The organism is Pseudocolwellia sp. G5-9 (assembly GCF_055808995.1).
Genome location: NZ_CM147893.1, coordinates 703295 through 723729, shown reverse-complemented (window position 1 = coordinate 723729; position 20435 = coordinate 703295). Strand labels below are relative to the sequence as shown.

Here is a 20435-nt window from a genome sequence, read left to right as displayed (position 1 = left end):
TACCAACATAAACTTACAGTTGACTACAATTTATAAACAGACAAATAAGCAACAATTTTGGATACTCTTTTAAATAATTATCACTTCATCAGTGTGTGAACACACTGTTTTAATTTATTAAGAGATCATCAAATGGACAAGTTGAAAAAAAATCTAGTTTTAGCATCAATATTAGCGACTTCTTCAATTATCAGTGGCTGTAACGATGAAGCTATTACCTATAACGACTCAAAAATCAGCTATATAAATGCGTTAGATGAGCAAGCGACATTTTTTATTAAACAAGATGGGGCATCAGGGAAAATTTATAATAATAAACATAGAGTTATAAGCTTACTAAAAGAGACTGCAAGCGGTGAAATTAAACATACTTGGTTTGGTTTTAAACAAAGCCAAATAGCCGTAGAAGATACGAATACACGTAGTAATTATACAAGTATTAAAAAAACGTTAAGAGATAAACGTAATTATTGGACTGTTGCTTGGTTAGATAATAATGATTATGAACTGTCTATTTTTGAAAAAGAAACTTCAAATATGGATGGATTATATCGTGTTAGAGTATTTAGTAATGGCCAATATCCCATCTATATAAATGGAAATACAACAAACACTCTTTTTACTAAAAAAGGAGAAGTCTCTGATTTTTTTAGTGTTGAAAAGTGTACAGAATTAAAAATTGCAAATAACAATATTGATCTATGTAAGGGCGATTTTGGTAAATCTTATTTAGCTGTTGTAGATGAAAACGGCTTATTATCATTAACTGAAGAAATTTAAGAATGTGAATATACAAACGTATAAACTTTACTTTTATACGTTTTATTTTAAATTAAACAAAAGCTCAAACTCCCACCACAATATATTTAACCTCATCAAAAGTCTTTCTAAAATATTCAATAATAAATTGATCTAGCTCATTTTTTGTTCACAAAAATAACTATTAAACCAATAAATCAATTAAAGTTAATGACACGTTAACGCATTCAATCAACGATTTTAACGAGTAAATCTCTTTTTACTTTAATTAACTATATAGGTATCGATATGAAATATTTATTACTATTTTTAAGTATGTCCTTAATCAGTATTAGCCTTATAAGTTGCGATTTAGGCCCTGAATCACCTAGAGGTTTTAGCTTTCCTAAGGGGGATATCAACCAAGGTAAAGCCGTTTTAGTTAAATATCAGTGTTTAGCTTGTCATCAAATAAAAGGAATAGAACCAGAAGAAGGTATTAATAATCCTGATTTAAACGTTGTTTTAGGAGGTAAATCAACAAAAGTAAAAACATATGCTGAGTTGGTAACAAGCATTATTAATCCATCACATAAAATAGCGAGAGGTTATCCACGTGATGTTGTGACAATTGATGGTAAATCAAAAATGACGAATTTTAATGATGTAATGACGGTAACTGAATTAGTAAATTTAGTGACATTTTTAGAATCACATCATGAGTTAATACCATATAGACATACAGATTATCAATATTATGGCTATTAAAAACAACAGATTATCTGTTAACAAATAAGTAAGTAGAAAATATGGAGCGTAAAATGAAAACAGTAAAACACGGTTTATCTATAGGAATAGAAAGAGTTAATAATGAGTTTTTTCTCTCATTAAAAGCAGTTGGCAAACTTACGCATGCTGACTATGAAATTATAACACCTATAATTGATTCAGCTTTAGCAGAAGTTAAAGAACCAAAGGTAGATGTGTTAATTGATGGAACAGAATTAGAAGGATGGGAATTAAGAGCTGCATGGGATGATTTAAAACTTGGACTTAAACATAATAATGAATTTAATAAAATAGCGATCTATGGAAATAAAAACTGGCAGCAAATAACAGCTAAAGTTGGATCTTGGTTTATGTCAGGAGAAGTTAAATACTTCGACAATATGATAGATGCAATTCACTGGATAAAACCTAAATAGCGTAAAAGTATGGGATATTTGAATTAGTTTAAACAGATAAAAGTACCAATAGAAGTGTTATGTATTTCACATACGCCACTAAGTCCGATACTGTTCAGTATCGGACTTAGTGTATTTAGCGCTTTTAATCAGTGCTTAGCCTCAATTTACCCGCATTATGTAAAGTTTAGTTATATTCAATTAATGAATATAACTTTTAAAGTACCTGACCAGCTTATTTATTATGCACATGGTTATAAATTACAAATGAATATTAATAACAGCTAAAGCTAAATATTTTTATGATCGATCATCAATAGTTATTTAAAGTATATTCAGCTGTTCGTGTCTAAATTCCTCAGCACCAAGTGTATTTTGATCAACTTTTAACTTAGCCCAACTGACAATAGAAATTATTGTAATTGTAAGAAATAAATCAGTCTGATCAAATCTTTGAATGATTTATAAATGATGCGAACGTTTTTATTTAAGCTTTAATCTAAAAAATTATCTTTTAGAATATGATGATATTTTTAGTATCTATTGATAAATTGGCTCCGTAAATTTCAATCGTTACATCTAATCATTAACGCTTTAAAGTAAACCATTGTTATTCATTTACAAATAAAAACATCAGCCATCTCAATAATCATTAAATTAATATTCACAACAATCAGGCTTTGTATAATTATTAGTTTTTAGCTTACTTTTAATACTTAAACATGTTTTTTGCTAATTCAGTTTTTATCGATAAAAAATGCTGCGCTTTATGATCATGTATGACAAATAACTTAGTTTTAAGGTGATTTATTTATGGTAACTGGGGGAAAAATCCCTATTTTTTATGTATATAGAAATTACCCGAGCGCCCTGCCTTTATAGCTCTATTATTGACTGCCTAAGTCGAAAACCAATTAAATAATCATTAAATTACAAAAACTTAAGCCTGGCTGCTTTAGTGTACTCTCGCTGTTTTTCGTTATCTTTCGGGGTTATCTACAAATACTCGTTACATTAAAGAATTAACTATTTTTAACACAAGATAAATTGCCAATTACCCAACGTTTATTTTTGTAACCATAGTTCTATATCTTGTCGATGTGGAATAGAGCCACTATGTACATTAACTTCATCAATAATGACAGCTGGAGTACTCATTACACCATAGCCCATAATGACCTCAGGATCAGTTTCTTTAATAACATGTACATCTACATTGAGTTCATCGGCTATTTTCGAAATAATCTCAATAGTTTTTGTACATTTTGCACAACCAGTACCTAATACTTTAATTTCTTTCATAATTTTTCCTAAATAAAGGGAGTCAGATAATTAAAAATCCAACCAATTAACGTAAATGCAACGAGTAGTAATGCAAAAAGTATTACTAGTAATCGCCATTGCATTACTTGTTTTAACAAGATAAATTCGGGGAAGCTTGCTGCCACTGTACTCATACAAAAGGCGAGTGTTGTGCCAATAGGAAGCCCCTGCTTAATTAAACTTTCCATCACGGGGATAACTCCTGTGGCATTTGAATATAAGGGTATTCCAAGTAATACAGCAGAAGGAACTGACCACCATTGTCCATTACCTAAATGCTCTTCAATAAAACCATCAGGAACAAAACCATGTAGCGCAGACCCTAACCCGACACCAATAATCACCCATTTCCATACTCGGCCAAATATTTCTAGCGTTTCTTCTTTGGCAAAAGAATGTCGCTCTTTTAAAGATAAGGATTTAACCTGTTTTGACTTAACAGTAGAAGAAGCATTTTGACCACGTTCCAATGCTTTTATTGCAAACGATTGTAACCAACGCTCAGCTCTTATAGCATCAAGAAACACACCACCTAAAATCCCAACAGACATACCAACAACAATATAAAGCAGTGTAAACTTCCAGCCTAATAAGCTAAGTAACAACAATACAGCCACTTCATTAATGAGCGGTGAGGTAATAAGAAATGACATGGTGATACCAACAGGAATACCTGCTGAGGTAAAACCTAAAAACACAGGAATACTTGAACAGGAACAAAAAGGAGTTATTGCGCCAAAACTAGAACCTAATATGTAACCTATACCTTTATGTTTTCCTGCTAAATAGTCGCGCACACGTTCTACATTCATTGATGCTCTTATCAAAGCAATAAAATAAATCATCACTAATAATAAAAAGAAAATTTTAGTCGTGTCTTCAATGAAAAAGTGAAGAGCATCGCCTAATTTTGTCTCTTTCGATATACCAAAAACATCCACAACTAACCATGTGGCTAAATCCGTAAATACTTCAAACATTTTTCACCTAATACGTTATTTCATACTTTTTCTCGTTATCATTCAAAATGCATTATGAAATACGTATATCGATTGGTAACGGGTATATAATTACACTGTACGACTTAGCAGTTAGATATACTATTAAAGTAACTCGCTACTACTAACCTGATTGATCTAGGTCAATGTCTGCAAACTAAAATCTAATAAGGTATCCCTACTACTGTTACATAAAAGCTACTATAAAAGGGATACGTTATGACAAAAAATATCACCAGTGATCACATACATGTGACACTCGAAGAATTGGCGATTAGCGTCCGCCCAATAACTGCAGATGACGAAGAAATTGAAGCTGAATTTGTACGGCAGCTATCATTAGAAACTAAGCATGAGCGTTTTTTTGAAGGGATAAAAGAGTTGTCACCCAATATGTTAAAAACCTTATGTAATATCGACTACGTTAATACAATGGCATACATCGCCACGGTTCAATATAAGGGTAAAGAAAAAGAAATTGGGGTATGTCGCTATAATACTGGTGCCAATCTAGATGAACGCGAAATGGCATTAACAATAGCTGATGATGTTCCGTATGAGTCTGTTGCGACTCTTTTAATTAATACCTTGTCAGATCACGCTCGAAAGAACAAAGTAAAACGCCTGTTCTCTATTGATCTAAACAGTAATAATAGAATGCAAAAATTAGCTAATTCTCTTGGCATGACAACCAAAAAAGATCCTGAAGATGCATGCCAAGTTATTTATACTTTATCTTTGTAATTTCTTTTAAACAGGTCGCTTAACATCCATGTAGTATAAGTCTACAGCGTGGATTTTTATAACCATGCGCTAACGTTTTAACTAACAGTAATATATATTTTATGTATTTGTTTGAGATGGATTTGTAGCCGTTATACGTATGTAAATAACACCTAAAACAGCAGATAATACGGATGCAATTAAAATTGAGGTTTTAGCAACATGCAAATGTTCAGGTTGCGAATCAAACCCGAGCGCAGCGATAAAGGTCGACATGGTAAAACCTATTCCTGCAATAAGTGATGCGCTAACAACATGTTTTAAATTAACATTTTTTGGTAAACGGCCAATATTTAATTTTAAGGCAAGCCAACAACCGCCTGAAATACCGATAAATTTACCTAAAACAAGTCCTGCAATTATGCCTATTCCAACAGGATCTTGTAGGTCTTTAACTAAAGAGTTTGTGTCAAAAATCACTCCTGCATTCGTTAAGGCAAATAGCGGTAAAATAATTAATGCTACGGGTAAATCTAAAGTGTCTTCCCAACGGCGAAGTGGTGCACTGGCGCGCTCAGTAAAATCTCGAACTTCTTTTACCTGTTCGTGGTCCTTTTTATTGCCAAGCATATCGACTTCTTTTGATTTATTTTTTAATGAGCCAAGTAAATATTTTGCATTATCAACTATCTTTTTTGAAACCAACTTAGGTCTTGCAGGAATAGTTAATGCTATGGCAACACCGGCAACGGTTGGATGTACGCCTGATTGGAGCATAGCCCACCAAGCAGTAATACCTATTAGAATATAAAAATAAGATTGACGAATTCCAGCATAGTTTCCAGCCGCTAAAATACCGATACAGCCAATAGCGCTAGTTAAATGTAATAAAGATATTTCTTGAGTGTAAAACACAGCGATAACTAATATTGCCCCCACATCGTCGACGATAGCAAGGCCAACAATAAAGGCAAGTAAGCTTACCGGAATATATTTTCGCACAATGGTAAGTACACCAAGGGCAAATGCAGTATCTGTTGCCATAGGTATGCCCCACCCAATTTGTGAATTGAGCGACCAGTTAAATATAGAATAAATTAACGCAGGACAAATCATTCCTCCAATAGCACACACCATCAGCATACGACGATTTTCTGGTTTAGCGAGATCTCCTGCTAAAACTTCGCGTTTTATTTCAAGGCCCAGCAGGAAAAAAAATATCACCATCAAACCATCATTAATAATATGTTTGAGTGAAGCGCGTAGCTCAAAGTCGCCCACAAAAAATCCAATGGGTGTATGTATCAAACCAATATAAGATGCAGAATAAATGGAGTTTGCCCACCAAAGTGCGGCTGCCGTAGCCATTAGTAGAATAAGGCTAGATGTAGTTTGAGCTCGAATAAAATATGAAAAGGGTTCGTGAATACTTTCTAAACCGCGTTGTAAAACATTTTTAGATTCAGTCTCCATACTAATCCCCTACAAATTTTAAATAGATAAATAACGGGGTTAAATTTGTGATGGTTTTTAACGAAAAAGCCTCTAATAGGCTGCAGAGTTTAAGAGATTGAGTTCTATTTGAATAACAAGAAAAACCGTTGTTTGGATTCATTTAACTTCCCTTATAAAAACATATCAGTATACGTTTTTTATGTGAATTTTTCCATTAAAGCGACCTTTATCTTTTTTATTAAAAACTATTAAAAAGCCTAGTAAATAAAGTACTACAGCTTATGTTTATTGATTAATTCTTGTTTTAAAAGTACATCAAATTCATCAGCTGTATATAAACTAAGTGACTCAGCAGCCTCACCTAAAGATATATTATTGTGATGCGCTTTATGAACAATTTTTGAAGAAATATCGTAACCTAGTTTAGGTGTTAATAATGTGATAACGGATAAATTTTGTTCCATGTTAATATCAATTTGAGATTGATTTAATTCAAGGCCACTCACACAGTTGTTAGCAAATGAGATCATAGCATCTGATAATAACTCGATACTTTCCATAACGTTATAGATAATCACAGGACGATAAGTATTGAGTTGTAGTTGACCATGGGAAGCGGCGAGTGAAACCGTTAACTCGTTACCAAACACTTGTAAGCACACCATAGATAAAGCTTCGCATTGAGTAGGATTGACTTTGCCAGGCATAATCGAACTACCTGGTTCGTTCGCAGGTAATAGCCATTCATTAAATCCGCAACGAGGGCCACTAGCGAGTAACCTAAAGTCATTTGCTATTTTAAATAAAACACTTGCTAGCTGCTTTAGTGCGCTGGTGTAGCGCACTAAAGCATCTTCACCTGAAACAGCAGCATATTTATTGTCGTTAGATTGAAAAGGTAATTGATGGTATTCGGCTAACTTTAACGAAACTTTGTCGCCAAAGTTAGCGGGTGCGTTGTCTCCATTTCCTACCGCTGTACCGCCGATAGCGAGTTGATAAACCCCCCTTAAGCTTTCTGTTATTGCTAATTTAGCTTGCGTTAATTGTTTGCAATAACCAGAAAACACAGCGCTAGCTGGCAAAGGTAATGCATCCATTAAATGTGTTCTACCTACGCTAAGTACCGATTTAAATGCGGTTTCTTTTGCATAAAGCATATCATGCAGGTGGTTTAATGAGTTAAGTAACTGGTTTTGTGTTAATTGCGCAACAACTAAATGCATAGCGGTAGGAAATACATCATTTGATGACTGCGACATATTGACATGATCATTAGGATGAATGGGGCTACTTGCTTGTTCTGTTGGGTTATTTTTAATTCTATTTTTGTGTATAAAAGTATTTGCGAGTGTACAAATTACCTCATTCACATTCATATTTGTTTGAGTACCTGAACCTGTTTGCCAGACACTTAATGGGAATTGTTCAGCGTGGTCTTTACTTAAAAGTTCGTCGCAAGCCGCTATAATACCGTTGAAATAATCAGATTTTAATAAACCTTCATCATAATTTACTTGGGCACATGCGCGTTTAATACTAATAAGTTTATTAATAAATTCTGTAGAAAATTGGTGATGGCCTATTTTAAAAAACTGTAGTGATAACTTAGTTTGATCGCCCCAAAGTTTATTTTTTGGCATCATGTTGCTCTCATTAATTGAGACTTGAATTAGTCTCTTATTGAAATGGGGTTGAAATTCAAACAATCAATGATTAAAAGCCTCTAAGTATATTCAGAGGTTCGAGCCCAAACACCAAATGTATTTTGGTCAACTTCAAACTTAGCCCAACTGACAAATTCGTTAACGGTACATTGTCCAAATGATCCTGAATTAATTCCAGCTAACACGGTAAACTTAACGCTTTGTTTATTAATAGCTGATATTTGTCTGATCTCCCATTTGTTACCAATTTTACCATTACTGTATGCAAAGCCTGCTGCAATTTCCGTTGGATGTTCAATATCTAATTCTGCATGACGTTTAGCATTTTCAAAAATCTCAACCCAAGCTTCATCTGTTATATCAATATAAGAACCGTGCTCGCTGATCGACTTCATAAAGTCTTCAATGGTAATCTCGTTTTCTCGATCACCAGGAGAAATTTTTCCTTCTGAGTGAGTTTTAAAATAGCTATGGGATGGATAACGTCTCCAACGAAATGGATAATTAAGAATAATGCCCGCTAAAATAATAATCACTGAGTTAAGTAATGTAGGAACTAATATATAATTAAAGCCTAGTTCGTGAATAGCATCTCCACCTAAAACTGCGCCTAATGCCGTTGCCCCGCCAGGTGGATGAATACATCTTAAATATGACATAGCGAAAATAGCTAAAGCAACAGCAAAAGCCGCGGCTACTACTACATTACTACCCAAATATTTCCAAGATATAACCCCTAGTAAAGCACTAATCACATTTCCTGCAAGCACTTGCCATGGCTGAGAAAGCGCACCATGTGGCACAGCAAAAACAAGTACAGATGTTGCCGCAATCGATATTAATACATACGTATTATAAGAAACCTGTTCTGTTACATTGATATAATTTAAACATAATTGAGAAAAATAAATCACAGATATTATTGCGATTAATGAGGTTAACGAGCCTAAAATAATATCTTTGAATGGTGTTTTTGTTGTTGGTAACCCTAGATATAACCTACATTCCTTAACAATAGAGTTATTTCTCATTCTTTTAAGCCCAACTCTTTCAGCGTGAATAACCTAAGAACATAAGAGAGTTTAAATAAAGCAGGCATAATCATTATTGTTATGTGCCCTGCTATTTGTTCCACTATTGTGAGTTTTTCGTCCATGCCATAAACCAGTGCTATAGCACTTAACGTAATTATGAGAGTTAAAGCAATCATTACATTAGCAAAACGTAGCAGTGTAGGTATAGACGGATTGAACATTAATATAGCCCTATTTAATTGACTTAAAGCACGCACCAGAATAGATCATGGGTCGGCACAATTTTGGAGCGAAGATAGTATCTAAGAAAAATATATGTGTATAATGAATAATATTTAGGTTTATTATTTGTTCTATCGATATTAATGGAAGTTTTATGGATTATATTGCGGCTAAAACGTTTCTTTCAATTTGCAATACGGGTACTTTTGGTGCATCTGCTGTTGAACTTAATGTAACTCAAACAACAGTTACTGCACGTATAAAATCGTTAGAAAACGAACTTAACTGCGCTTTATTTATCAGAAATAAAAGCGGCGCTAAATTAACAAAAGATGGCGAGCACTTTAAATCATACGCAACACAAATTGTTCAAACATGGCATGCAGCAAAAAGAGATTTACCATTACCACTTGTATCTAAAGACAGCCTTGCTATAGGCGTTGATTTAACACTCTGGAACCCTATAGCCGCCAAATGGCTTGTTCAAATTAATAAAAACAATCCTGAACTTGCATTAAACCTTGAAGTTGGTGACAGTAAACAGTTATGTGAAAAAGTAAGATCAGGCGGATTAGATGCCGCATTAGTTCATCAACCAGAATATAGTTCGCGTATTATTGTAGAACATTTATTAGATGAAAAATTAATACGCGTTCAAGCCAAAAATAATAGCGAACCCTACATGTATATAGATTGGGGAGACGAATACCGAAGACTACATGATAATGCCCTACCAGAATTAGCTCGTAGTAATATATCAATCAGTTTAGGGCCTGTCGCTTTACAGGTTATGTTAAAGTCTGGCGGAAGTGGCTATTTTAGAACACGTGTCATTAATCGATATTTAGAGCAAGGACTTATTGAATTAACACCTAATTCACCTCAATTTTCATATCCGGTTTATCTTATTTGTTATGCTCAAAAAGACATTAATATTAATAAGTTAAAACAACAACTCATTCACGTATTTGAAGAGAACGACGACTGGTTTTAATAAATATTAAAGGCCCCCTGCCACCTTTACTCATTAATTTAAAAACTAGTATTGGACATAGTGTTTTTAACAAATTAAACTAACTTATGCTCAGATAAACTCGCTAAAATTTAAAATGCCATTAACAAAGCCTATACCATTATATCCATCGTATATCGATTTACTTGAATTCGATTTTGAAGATTATCCTGAACTCGATACAATATTTTCATCAGAACCTGATTGGTGGTTAGAGCATTTTAAATGGGGGCAGTCTTTTTTAGAATACACTGGTAGAAATAAATCTATTCATACCTATGATCGTTTTAGAAATGAAGTAGAACGTTTTTTATTATGGTCGTTTATTATTAAAAAAATGCCAATTGATCAGTTACGTAAAACAGATATTTTAGAATATGCTGATTTTTGTTGGCAGCCACCCGTTACATGGATCGGTACGTCTAACCAAGAACGCTTTAAGTTATCGAATGGATACTCTTCAGCCAATGAACTTTGGGCGCCTTATAAAATTCAAATCCCTAAAATCCAGAAAAACCAAACAGTTATCGATAAGAAAAAATATCGTCCATCTCAGCAAACCTTAACCTCATCATTTACTGCAATTATTGTGTTTTATAACTACTTAATGGCTGAAGAATATTGTTTGGGGAATCCTGCACAAATAGCAAAAAAAGATTGTAGACATTTTATTACCGACGCACAGGTAAAAGAAGTTAAACGATTAAGCTCAGTACAATGGCAATATGTATTAGATACCGCAATTGATATGGCTAACGAAGATGAAACTTTTGAACGTAGCTTATTCGTAATCGCATCATTGAAAACCTTGTTTTTACGTATATCAGAATTATCTGAGCGCCCTGCTTGGTCACCTATTATGGGGCATTTTTGGCAAGACGAAGATGATAACTGGTGGTTAAAAGTATTTGGTAAAGGTCGAAAGTTACGCGATACAACAGTACCCGTAGATTTTCTCCCTTTTTTAAAACGCTATCGCGCATCAAGAGGTTTATCAAGTTTACCTACGAGCAGTGAAAACACCGTGTTAGTTGAAAAAATAAGAGGTCAAGGTGGAATGACATCAAGACACTTAAGACGCTTAGTACAAACGGTTTTCGATCGTGCTTACTTAACTATGAAACAACAGGTAGGTGAAGATAAAGCCTTAAAATTAAAAGAAGCTTCAACACATTGGCTCAGACATACCGGAGCAAGTATGGAAATAGAACGTGGCCGCCCTCTTAAAGATGTTTCTGAAGATCTTGGTCATGCCAGTATGGCAACAACAGATACCGTATATGTTCAAAGTGAGAACAAATTACGAGCTGAAAGTGGTAAAAAACGAAAAGTTAATTAACTATTTTTTAGTTTAAATGAAATATTTAAAAACAGCATTCTGGATAATATTCTATCTAAACATTATTAATTACATATTAAAAACATAAACTTATGCTGATGTAGCTCAAATTTACAATTTTAAAAGTAATAATGTTCCGTGTGTAGATATATTTACACATAATTATATTCCACCATCTTACATAACAAATCCTGTCCTACGGATCCGTTTAAATGCTTTTTGCTCATTGTTACAAGGAATTTACATAGAACAACTATGCTAGATCTCTTGCTCCGTGCTTAACAAACATTTAATTTGAAGAAAATTTAAACATAAAAGCTCAACAGACCTTAATAATTTACAGCCTTTGTTCTTATACATTTACACTTCCATTTGAAACATTGCAAAACACACGTAATCAATTGTTTTATATCACTAAAATAACAATTTAAGTTAACTTTCTGCATAAATTGACTTGTTTTAGTAACTTATATAATTTTGAATCATCACGTTATTCACGTGCATTGAGTTATGTTGTTTTCATATAACCAGTGATAAAAATTTATACACAGAGGTACACATGGCTGATTTATTTGAAAACCCTATGGGGTTAGATGGTTTCGAATTTATTGAATTTGCATCCCCAACTCTAGGTATTTTAGAGCCTGTATTTGATATGTTAGGTTTTAGTAAAATAGCCACACATCGTTCAAAAAATGTTGATTTATATCGCCAAGGCGGTATTAATTTAATTCTTAATAAAGAACCTAAAAGTGTGGGCGGATATTTTGCTTCTGAGCACGGCCCTAGTGCCTGTGGTATGGCATTTCGAGTTAAAAATGCACAAAAAGCGTATGACAGAGCTTTGGTTTTAGGTGCTCAACCCGTAGAAATTCCAACCGGACCAATGGAACTACGTTTACCCGCAATTAAAGGTATAGGTGGCGCACCTTTGTATTTAATTGATAGATATGAAGACGGATCATCAATATACGATATAGATTTTATTTACGAAGAAGGTGTTGATAAACACCCAAAAGGATGTGGCTTTAACGTAATCGATCATTTAACGCATAATGTTTATCGTGGACGTATGAATTTTTGGGCTGACTTTTATGAACGATTATTTAACTTTAGAGAAATACGCTATTTCGATATAAAAGGAGAATATACCGGATTATTCTCAAAAGCCTTAACAGCGCCAGATGGTTTAATTCGTATTCCGTTAAATGAAGAAGCAAGCCAGGGCATTGGGCAAATTGAAGAATTTTTAATGAAGTATAACGGTGAAGGTATTCAGCATATTGCCTTTTCTTGTGACAATTTACCGGCATGTTTAGATCGATTAAAAGAACGTGGTGTTCCTTTAATGAAAGCACCGCCACAAACTTATTACGATATGCTAGAAGACCGTTTACCCGGTCATGGTGAAAATGTGAGTGAGTTACAAACCCGTGGTATTTTATTAGACGGTACAACAACTGATGGACCTAAACTACTTTTACAAATATTTTCAGAGACGGTGATTGGTCCTGTATTTTTCGAGTTTATACAACGTAAACAAGATGACGGTTTTGGCGAAGGTAATTTTAAAGCATTGTTTGAATCTATTGAACGTGATCAAGTAGAAAGAGGTGTTATTTAAAGTCAGTTTTTTATATAAACGATCCTACAAAGGCTAGTTTACAACTAGCCTTTTTTTATTCATATACTGCTTTTATTTGCCTTATATTCGATATTATTAACTTCAATATTATGCTGAATTTATAGCGTAACTTTCCTTATATTTTTAGTTTTCCCCCTCTCTATTTCTAATAACCGTATTGAATATTTCTTGATTTAATTAAATACCATTACTTTCCTATACATAAATAACACCTCTAATACCCCTTTAATTAAACGGTATTTATTTTGTTTTTAATGATTAAGGTGTTGAGTGAATGTTCACTTCATTACTTTGGAGGTGTTGGGGTTGTTTTGTTTTACGTTTTTGGGGTTGTTAGGGTTGTTCTGGTTGAGTACCTTGGGGTTGCTAGGGTTATCAATGTGTAGCCTTTTGGGGGTGTTAGGGTTACACTGTTTGTATTGGAAGTTTTAAGGAAATAACATGAAATACCCTGTTTCGATTACTAAAGAAAATATGCCGAACTACTCTTTATCAGTAGTTGATTTACCTGGATGTAAAATAAAAGCAGAAACGGTTGATGAAGGCTTAACTAGGTTAAAAAAAGTAGTAGGTGAACATCTTGAAATTTTAGCTGAGTACGGTGAAGCAATACCCAATGCAAAATCAATTGATTACCATTTAAAACAAAATGAAAATGTAATTTGGGCAATTATAGAAATCGATATTGTCCCGTACTTAGGAAAGAGCCAGAAAATTAATGTAACCCTTCCGGAATTACTAATTAAGAAAATAGATGATCGGGTAAGTAAATCACCAGAGCATAAAACACGTTCTGGTTTTATCGCTTCAGTATGTTTAAATGAATTGTCGAAAGAAATTTGAAAAGGTTTATTTGTGTTTATAAATTTATAATTCTGTAACAAAGGTCCTGTAATAAAATCTACAAGAGATATAGTAAAATATCACCCTTCTTTGTAAGCCCTAAATTATCATACGATTTAGGGCTTTAATGATTTGGATTACAAACATGAATTAAAATTATTGAATAATATTTGAAATAAGCTGAGAATTTGTAACTAGGTTTCTAACACCATGGGCATGATCTTCTTTAAAGATATTGCTTTCGCACCACTTACCTACACTTTCAATATTTACTTTGCTTACTTTAGGTCGAACATTCCAGGTAACCTGAAATGGAGATCCTTTTTCATTATAACTTGGCCCTGTAGTTGAACCAGAATACTGAATAGGCTTACCTGTATTGCTAGGTATGTTCACCGCTTGATAGAAATCGTTTATTCGATCGTATTGAGTTAACGTATTAAAGTTAAGACCATCAGTGTTATTAACCAATACATAAACTTGGGTTTCTACTCGTAACTGCGGATTATTTATTGAGTCATTTAAACATGAACCCAAGGTTGGACCGGGCTGAACCATAGCAGTAGAATATACATAATGAACTTCAATAGTATCACCAGAATTCAAACTACCATGTTCACTTAAACAAATATTATTTCCTACCGACTTAATCTCTTTGTCGCTTAACTTACCAGAATACTTATAACCACTACCAAAACCATGACCATCACCATTTCCTGCATATATCGTAAACTCGCCGCCTTTATGTTCGGCATTTTTATGAAAATGAATATTACAAAGATTCATTTTTTGAGAAACAGGAGCATCGCTGAATATTATAGGATTACTACCCTCTACTGAATCTATGTCCCGAGGAGACTGAGGACCAAAACCTTGGCCGTTAGTATTTTTTGCAAGTGCTGCACGTTGTTCAGCGATTACTTTATCTGATACCACATAATGGGAATTATGCATATTATCTTTTGCTACAACCGTTATGGGTAATAACATTGATGCGGTAATTGCGAATATGAGCTCTTTTTTCATATATATTCCTAAGTGATTCTTTAATGTTAAAATTTTAATTTATAACTGTGGTATTTACGATAACCATTACTCAAGCCTAATATTAATTGTGGTTACATAATTATTTTTTATATGTGCTTATAATATTCACTCAAACCTGCAAGTACATTTGTGGTTGCAACAGATGAAAGAATTAACCCCATTACTCGACTAATAACACTCGCACCACTGTCGCCAATAAATCGATTAATAAAACCAGCAAGAAGCATTAATATGTATACCAAAACTAAAACCGACATCATTACTAATGCAGTTTGTATTTGTTCCCAAATACTATAAACCGAATTTTTTGTTAACAGAACGGCTGCTAACATTGCCCCTGGGCTTGCAATTGAAGGAACAGCTAGAGGAAAAATAGCAGTTTCATTATGAGATCGTCCTAATAGTTTAATCTCCTGCTCAGGTTTACTATCACCAAAGATCATACTAAGCGCGAATAAAAATAATATTATCCCTCCTGATATTTGAAACGCTGGAAGTGGAATAGATAAAGCCTGTAATACTATTTCTCCTACCGCCATAAAAAATAATAATACGCAGATAGATACAACCGTTGAGAGGAAAGCAATACGACGTTTTGTTTTTTGGTCATATTTATCTGTTACCGCAATAAATACGGGTACGGTACCAATGGGATCTACAACAGCAAAGAAGGTAATAAATACAGCGAGAAGATCGATCATATAAAAATTACTCCAAATTAATTAATCACGATAAAATATCAGTGTGGTTGAGTGAGAAAATTTATTGTTAAGTTAGAATGTGAATAGTATCAATCAAAACTCATAATAATTTATGATTGATACCCATTTATAAATGGTATGTTGTTAATGCTGAAAATTGATTGCAAAAAATGGTTATGAATGAAGTCTAAACGTATTGTAATATTTGTTAATTAAACTGCCAAGTATTTCAGTGTAACTAATGATGAAATACAGCTAAATTTTAATGAAATATGGAATGGCTACCAAAATAATACCGACAATAATAAGCATGGTTACACTCGACATAAAATAAGGAAAAACAAACAGAGATAAACCAATACAAAATGGAACAATAGCTTTTTGTTTTTTCCCATAGATAAAATAACCAATACCTATGCCACCAAATAGTACACTCCAGACCATAATTGATGCACTATCCATTTGAACTACTCGTTAATCCCTGTGCGGTTCTTTCATTAATGCATTCGTATGATCCCATTTCAAACTCTCGACATATTAAAGGGCGATTTTCATAGATGGTACACATAAGGGTTTCACGATCTAAAGCTGAGCACCAACCATCGTCTAAACGTAGCATGGTTTCGCCGCCCCACTGGTCAAAAGCAATATGCTTCTCAGGAACACCCGTATCAGTAATAATCATAACTTCTAAATGACAACAACAAGCTTCACAACTTGAACAGGTAACTTCAACAGATTTTGTTTCCGTTATATTTTTTATCTTAATAGTCATATAGACACGTTATAAATTGGCAGTTTTGTATTTTACCTTAAGTCGATGGTATTCGATATCAATTAAAATAAAGCGGTTATAATTTACATCTTATCTAACGTTTATACTTCAACCAAAGCTTTAAATAAACCGCATTACAAGTCGCGTTATCATCCATTTTCCCGTCTCTGTCACAATCTGTACCCGTGAGTGATTTAACTACACCTTCTCCATATTCAGCAACATCAGTTAATTCTGGTTGTACAATGATAGTTACCTTGGGTGAATGATCAATAAATTCACCAACATCTTTATATAATGAAAATTCTTCTTTTGAAATTACATCGCTAATTTTAATTGTTTTACTATCAGTAGCTAACACAGTAAAAGCACTTAAACACAATAATACTGAATTTAAGAGAACAAATAACTTCACCATACCCCCTATTTTTATCAAATTTAAATTAACTAAAAAAAGTTTCTCGTAAAGATATAAACGTTTTTTTTCCTCTATTATTACTACTTTTTAGCATGTTAATAGGAGAACTGTTTTTATCTAAACCTTGATAGCCATCAGTAATTAATTTAATTGTTTGTTCGTCTAACGATTTAAAAGCCATTGACCAATCAGAAAAAGATCTTTCTTTGATTTCACCTTTATAAAAGACATCAACACAAGTATGCCGAGAGTCTTCAAAAATAGTTTGAAATAAATTAAGCACCGTACTTTTATCACCTTCTAAAATTTGCATAATTTCTCTATCGTGATAAATCAACATGCCCGTAATACCAAGCTTATTATTTTTTATTCGAGCTTTTTCCAATATACCAATGAGCTCATCTTCAGAAAAACCTGTAGGCGCCAAACTTGTATAAAGTAATTCAAACATTTCAATTAATCCTTATTTTATACTCACTAACTTGTTTAATTAATTCAGCATCTCTGTTGATTAAACTTTCAATAAGATCATGACTTTGTGCATCTGTTCCATTTTTAAACCAAGCCTGTAATAGGTTGATTATTAGTACTCCTGCAATACCGTATGAAGTTCCTGTATCTAAAAATGGCAAGAAACTCCAGATACCATTTAAAACGAACATTACCATTAATATAGCTATAATTGATGGCATCTGATTAATTCTTTTTTTGAGACTAAAATAGAACTCGATGTCCTTATCTGTCATTAAATAACTCCAAATTTTATAACGCTAATTGTATTTTCCGGTTGAAGCCACTGTTTATAAACGCCTAAACCTGAAATAATAAAAGCCAGTAAAGTTGATAATAAAACTGCATCCTTACTCACGAATATTGTGTTACTTGAAACACTATTCATTAAACCACCAACGAAAGCAAAGATAAGTTATATACCTACAAACCAAATTAAAACCATTACTGCCTTTTTCATAATATTCTCCTTAATATATTAATTACACAATTTACCTAACGCCTCATTCAGAGCCTAACTGTTTTAGTAATGTTGATTTACTTGTAGCTGGTAATTGACACAACACAATTCCTTTCTTCTTTAGCTTTGTACATTGCTTTATCGCTACGTTCTAGAAGTTGCTGTAAAGATTTATCATTATTTTCGATGCAGGAAACACCTATGCTAACTGTAAATGAAAAACTGAAATCAGAAGTTTTAATGTTTATATTCTCAGTAGATACTCTTATCCTTTCAGCTAATTTTAAAGAATATTCGATAGGCGTTTTTGTTAAAGCAATAACAAATTCTTCACCACCTACTCTCCCTATAATATCTTCAGTTCGTAGTAGTTTTGAAGTGTTACTAGAAAACTCTTTTAGCACAATATCACCAACATGATGTCCATACTGATCGTTAATTTTCTTAAAAAAATCAAAATCAATCATTAATAGACTAAGTGGTTCTTTATGCCTTTTCGACATATTGAAAGCAGCTTCTGTTTGCTGTAAAAAAGCCCGACGATTTAGCAGGCTAGTTAAGGGATCAACAGTAGCTTGGCATATTAGTTTTTCTTGAAGGTCAATTAACTCAGATATATCTCTAATAAAAGCAAATGCGAATAGCTCACCATTAACGACTACAGTATTAAAGCTAAATTGAACATGCACTTCGTCGCCATTTTTTTTAAGACCGCGAACCTGTAAAACTTTACCAACTAATGGGCCAGACCCTTTCTTTTTAAATTTTCGGAATGACTTATTAGCTTTATCGCGAAGGTCATGTGCAGGAAGAATGTCATGTACATATTTACCAACAGCTTCCGATGCTGTGTAACCGAAAATTTGTTCTGCTGCAGAATTCCACGAAACAATATCGCCTGAACGATTAATTATCACTACAGCATCAATTGAGTTTTCAACTATCGAACGATAAACCGAATCATTAAATTTTGTGCTCATTTATCACCACGCTTTAGATATATCAATCAGTATAGCGATTGACCCGCTAACGCACAAATAATGGGATTTTATTGCTGGCTTAAAATGTTGAGGAACGAAACAGCCAGCTGTAAAAGTCCCGTTGAATTGCTTGTTAGAGTTCATGGTAATAGGAACGAAATTGGATAGATTAAGACAATCCAAATACCACTACAAACTGCTGCTCCAAACATAGCAATGATACGCATTAAAATATCGTTATTCGATGTAATCTTATAGTGTCGTAAAATCAGCATAAAAAAAGAAACTGATAATACTAAGCTGAATATCAGATATAGCAAACCAGAGAGCTTTATAATTGCCACCTGGTCTATCAGGGCTGAGATAATTAAGATAGCACCAAGAACCAAAGTGCTAACCATCGAATATTTGAAAACTAGTTTAAGAGTAATCACAGCCTTCCTTGATGCAACGAACTCTAACGCCTCATTCAGAGGCTAAAAATGCCTTGTTATATTTATTATTAACAACCGTTAGAATTTAAGTTTTTAGCATTAAAGCTTTCATCAATATTGGTTGTTACATCAGTATAAAAATCTAATTCAATTTGATAAATAATACCGGAATCCTGAATAGCAGTAGAGTTAATAATATAAGGTATTTGTCTAATGAAGTCACCGTTTTCGTCAAACTCTATTGTAGCTTTAGTTTGCCCTGTACCTCCAATCACACCATTATCAACATTTAAAAACTCATCATTTAATTTAAAGTAAACATCCCATTTATCTTGCTCTACATGAACGAAGTTTACCGCTAAGTCTATTTTTGAACCATCTGGTTTGCAAACTAAAGTACTTACACTTGCGTTATAGCTTAACATGTCATCATAAGTGAATTTTTGTGTATCAAGTAATTCAGATCCTGAAGGTAAATTAAATTGTAATTGCACTTTTGTAGTTTCAAGAGATACTACTTCTTCTTGGGTTTCTTGAACTTCTTCTTTTGCATCTGATGAAGAATCATTACATGCAGTTAAAGCAATTAATACAGGCAGCGCTAATAGTGATTTTTTCATATTCTTATCTCTAAGTTTAATTTTGGCGATTGACACACCGATTTAAAATAAATATAACGCCTAAATAAGAGGCGGATAATAGCTGGCTAAAATTTGCGAGGGACGAGCACAGCCAGCTGTAAAAGTCCCGTTGAATTGCTTGTTAGCATTACACTACTTATATAAAGCAACATTTTCTTTGCGTAGTATATAAAACAATAATTTATTGTAAACAACAAACCAACCTAATACAGCGAGGATAACACCAAGGTTATACTCACGAATCAGAGGAATATAAATTATTGATGTAACCACTACAATTAAATAC

The 20435-nt window shown here is 33.3% G+C and carries 23 protein-coding genes; 8 read left to right on the top strand and 15 right to left on the bottom strand.

Features of this window, described 5'->3' with window-relative positions:
• The first annotated feature begins 132 nt into the window (after positions 1 to 132).
• The 3 genes from AC0L5Q_RS03120 (at position 133) to AC0L5Q_RS03110 (ending at position 1943) form a co-directional block, all read left to right on the top strand.
• Positions 133 to 780: a hypothetical protein gene (locus AC0L5Q_RS03120; protein WP_473614257.1), complete on the top strand. Its 648-nt coding sequence runs from the start codon at positions 133 to 135 to the stop codon at positions 778 to 780.
• Between the two features lie 267 nt (positions 781 to 1047).
• Positions 1048 to 1506 (top strand): cytochrome C, encoded by a 459-nt coding sequence (locus AC0L5Q_RS03115; protein WP_473614256.1) that lies wholly within the window; start codon positions 1048 to 1050, stop codon positions 1504 to 1506.
• Between the two features lie 53 nt (positions 1507 to 1559).
• On the top strand, positions 1560 to 1943 hold the full coding sequence (locus AC0L5Q_RS03110) for a SpoIIAA family protein (protein WP_473614255.1): 384 nt from the start codon (positions 1560 to 1562) through the stop codon (positions 1941 to 1943).
• Positions 1944 to 2987: 1044 nt separating this feature from the next.
• On the opposite strand, the gene AC0L5Q_RS03105 is transcribed toward AC0L5Q_RS03110, so the two are convergent.
• On the bottom strand, positions 2988 to 3224 hold the full coding sequence (locus tag AC0L5Q_RS03105) for a thioredoxin family protein (protein WP_473614254.1): 237 nt from the start codon (positions 3222 to 3224) through the stop codon (positions 2988 to 2990).
• Between the two features lie 8 nt (positions 3225 to 3232).
• The gene (locus tag AC0L5Q_RS03100; protein ID WP_473614253.1) at positions 3233 to 4225 is read right to left on the bottom strand and encodes a permease; all 993 of its coding nucleotides are present in this window, start codon (positions 4223 to 4225) and stop codon (positions 3233 to 3235) included.
• 237 nt (positions 4226 to 4462) lie between these two features.
• Between AC0L5Q_RS03100 and AC0L5Q_RS03095 the strand changes: the two genes are divergently transcribed.
• Positions 4463 to 4987 (top strand): GNAT family N-acetyltransferase, encoded by a 525-nt coding sequence (locus AC0L5Q_RS03095; RefSeq protein ID WP_077342973.1) that lies wholly within the window; start codon positions 4463 to 4465, stop codon positions 4985 to 4987.
• 99 nt (positions 4988 to 5086) lie between these two features.
• Here AC0L5Q_RS03095 and nhaA read toward each other — a convergent pair whose 3' ends face one another.
• The 4 genes from nhaA to AC0L5Q_RS03075 form a co-directional block, all read right to left on the bottom strand.
• Positions 5087 to 6439, bottom strand: coding sequence for a Na+/H+ antiporter NhaA (gene nhaA, locus AC0L5Q_RS03090; RefSeq protein ID WP_473614252.1), 1353 nt, complete (start codon positions 6437 to 6439; stop codon positions 5087 to 5089).
• 254 nt (positions 6440 to 6693) lie between these two features.
• Positions 6694 to 8067, bottom strand: a complete 1374-nt coding sequence (locus AC0L5Q_RS03085) for a class II fumarate hydratase (RefSeq protein WP_473614251.1) — start codon at positions 8065 to 8067, stop codon at positions 6694 to 6696.
• An 80-nt stretch (positions 8068 to 8147) separates the two neighbouring features.
• Positions 8148 to 9119, bottom strand: a complete 972-nt coding sequence (locus tag AC0L5Q_RS03080) for an HPP family protein (protein ID WP_473614250.1) — start codon at positions 9117 to 9119, stop codon at positions 8148 to 8150.
• Positions 9116 to 9343: a hypothetical protein gene (locus tag AC0L5Q_RS03075; RefSeq protein ID WP_076420739.1), complete on the bottom strand. Its 228-nt coding sequence runs from the start codon at positions 9341 to 9343 to the stop codon at positions 9116 to 9118. Before AC0L5Q_RS03075 ends, AC0L5Q_RS03080 begins: the two co-directional genes overlap by 4 nt.
• 155 nt (positions 9344 to 9498) lie before the next feature.
• Here AC0L5Q_RS03075 and AC0L5Q_RS03070 point away from each other — a divergent pair, with 155 nt between their 5' ends.
• From AC0L5Q_RS03070 to AC0L5Q_RS03055, 4 genes are all read left to right on the top strand, one after another.
• Positions 9499 to 10338 (top strand): LysR family transcriptional regulator, encoded by an 840-nt coding sequence (locus AC0L5Q_RS03070; RefSeq protein ID WP_473614249.1) that lies wholly within the window; start codon positions 9499 to 9501, stop codon positions 10336 to 10338.
• Between the two features lie 115 nt (positions 10339 to 10453).
• Positions 10454 to 11695, top strand: coding sequence for a tyrosine-type recombinase/integrase (locus AC0L5Q_RS03065; RefSeq protein ID WP_473614248.1), 1242 nt, complete (start codon positions 10454 to 10456; stop codon positions 11693 to 11695).
• Between the two features lie 559 nt (positions 11696 to 12254).
• On the top strand, positions 12255 to 13319 hold the full coding sequence (gene hppD / locus AC0L5Q_RS03060; protein ID WP_473614247.1) for a 4-hydroxyphenylpyruvate dioxygenase: 1065 nt from the start codon (positions 12255 to 12257) through the stop codon (positions 13317 to 13319).
• Positions 13320 to 13781: 462 nt separating this feature from the next.
• A complete protein-coding gene (locus tag AC0L5Q_RS03055) occupies positions 13782 to 14183 on the top strand; it encodes a type II toxin-antitoxin system HicB family antitoxin (RefSeq protein WP_473614246.1) in 402 nt (133 codons plus the stop codon).
• 156 nt (positions 14184 to 14339) lie between these two features.
• Here AC0L5Q_RS03055 and AC0L5Q_RS03050 read toward each other — a convergent pair whose 3' ends face one another.
• The 9 genes from AC0L5Q_RS03050 to AC0L5Q_RS03010 form a co-directional block, all read right to left on the bottom strand.
• Positions 14340 to 15209: a delta-class carbonic anhydrase gene (locus AC0L5Q_RS03050; RefSeq protein ID WP_473614245.1), complete on the bottom strand. Its 870-nt coding sequence runs from the start codon at positions 15207 to 15209 to the stop codon at positions 14340 to 14342.
• A 107-nt stretch (positions 15210 to 15316) separates the two neighbouring features.
• The gene (locus AC0L5Q_RS03045; protein ID WP_473614244.1) at positions 15317 to 15931 is read right to left on the bottom strand and encodes a MarC family protein; all 615 of its coding nucleotides are present in this window, start codon (positions 15929 to 15931) and stop codon (positions 15317 to 15319) included.
• A 255-nt stretch (positions 15932 to 16186) separates the two neighbouring features.
• Positions 16187 to 16393, bottom strand: coding sequence for a hypothetical protein (locus tag AC0L5Q_RS03040; RefSeq protein ID WP_473614243.1), 207 nt, complete (start codon positions 16391 to 16393; stop codon positions 16187 to 16189).
• The gene (locus tag AC0L5Q_RS03035) at positions 16386 to 16706 is read right to left on the bottom strand and encodes a YkgJ family cysteine cluster protein (protein WP_473614242.1); all 321 of its coding nucleotides are present in this window, start codon (positions 16704 to 16706) and stop codon (positions 16386 to 16388) included. Before AC0L5Q_RS03035 ends, AC0L5Q_RS03040 begins: the two co-directional genes overlap by 8 nt.
• 94 nt (positions 16707 to 16800) lie before the next feature.
• On the bottom strand, positions 16801 to 17124 hold the full coding sequence (locus AC0L5Q_RS03030) for a hypothetical protein (RefSeq protein WP_473614241.1): 324 nt from the start codon (positions 17122 to 17124) through the stop codon (positions 16801 to 16803).
• Positions 17125 to 17149: 25 nt separating this feature from the next.
• Positions 17150 to 17575: a BLUF domain-containing protein gene (locus AC0L5Q_RS03025; RefSeq protein ID WP_473614240.1), complete on the bottom strand. Its 426-nt coding sequence runs from the start codon at positions 17573 to 17575 to the stop codon at positions 17150 to 17152.
• A 1-nt stretch (position 17576) separates the two neighbouring features.
• Positions 17577 to 17870, bottom strand: a complete 294-nt coding sequence (locus AC0L5Q_RS03020) for a hypothetical protein (RefSeq protein WP_473614239.1) — start codon at positions 17868 to 17870, stop codon at positions 17577 to 17579.
• A gap of 301 nt (positions 17871 to 18171) precedes the next feature.
• The gene (locus AC0L5Q_RS03015) at positions 18172 to 19074 is read right to left on the bottom strand and encodes a sensor domain-containing diguanylate cyclase (protein WP_473614238.1); all 903 of its coding nucleotides are present in this window, start codon (positions 19072 to 19074) and stop codon (positions 18172 to 18174) included.
• A 502-nt stretch (positions 19075 to 19576) separates the two neighbouring features.
• Positions 19577 to 20128 carry a flagellar basal body FlgE domain-containing protein gene (locus tag AC0L5Q_RS03010; RefSeq protein ID WP_473614237.1) on the bottom strand — a complete coding sequence of 184 codons (552 nt, stop codon included), beginning with the start codon at positions 20126 to 20128 and terminating at the stop codon, positions 19577 to 19579.
• Positions 20129 to 20435: the final 307 nt, after the last annotated feature.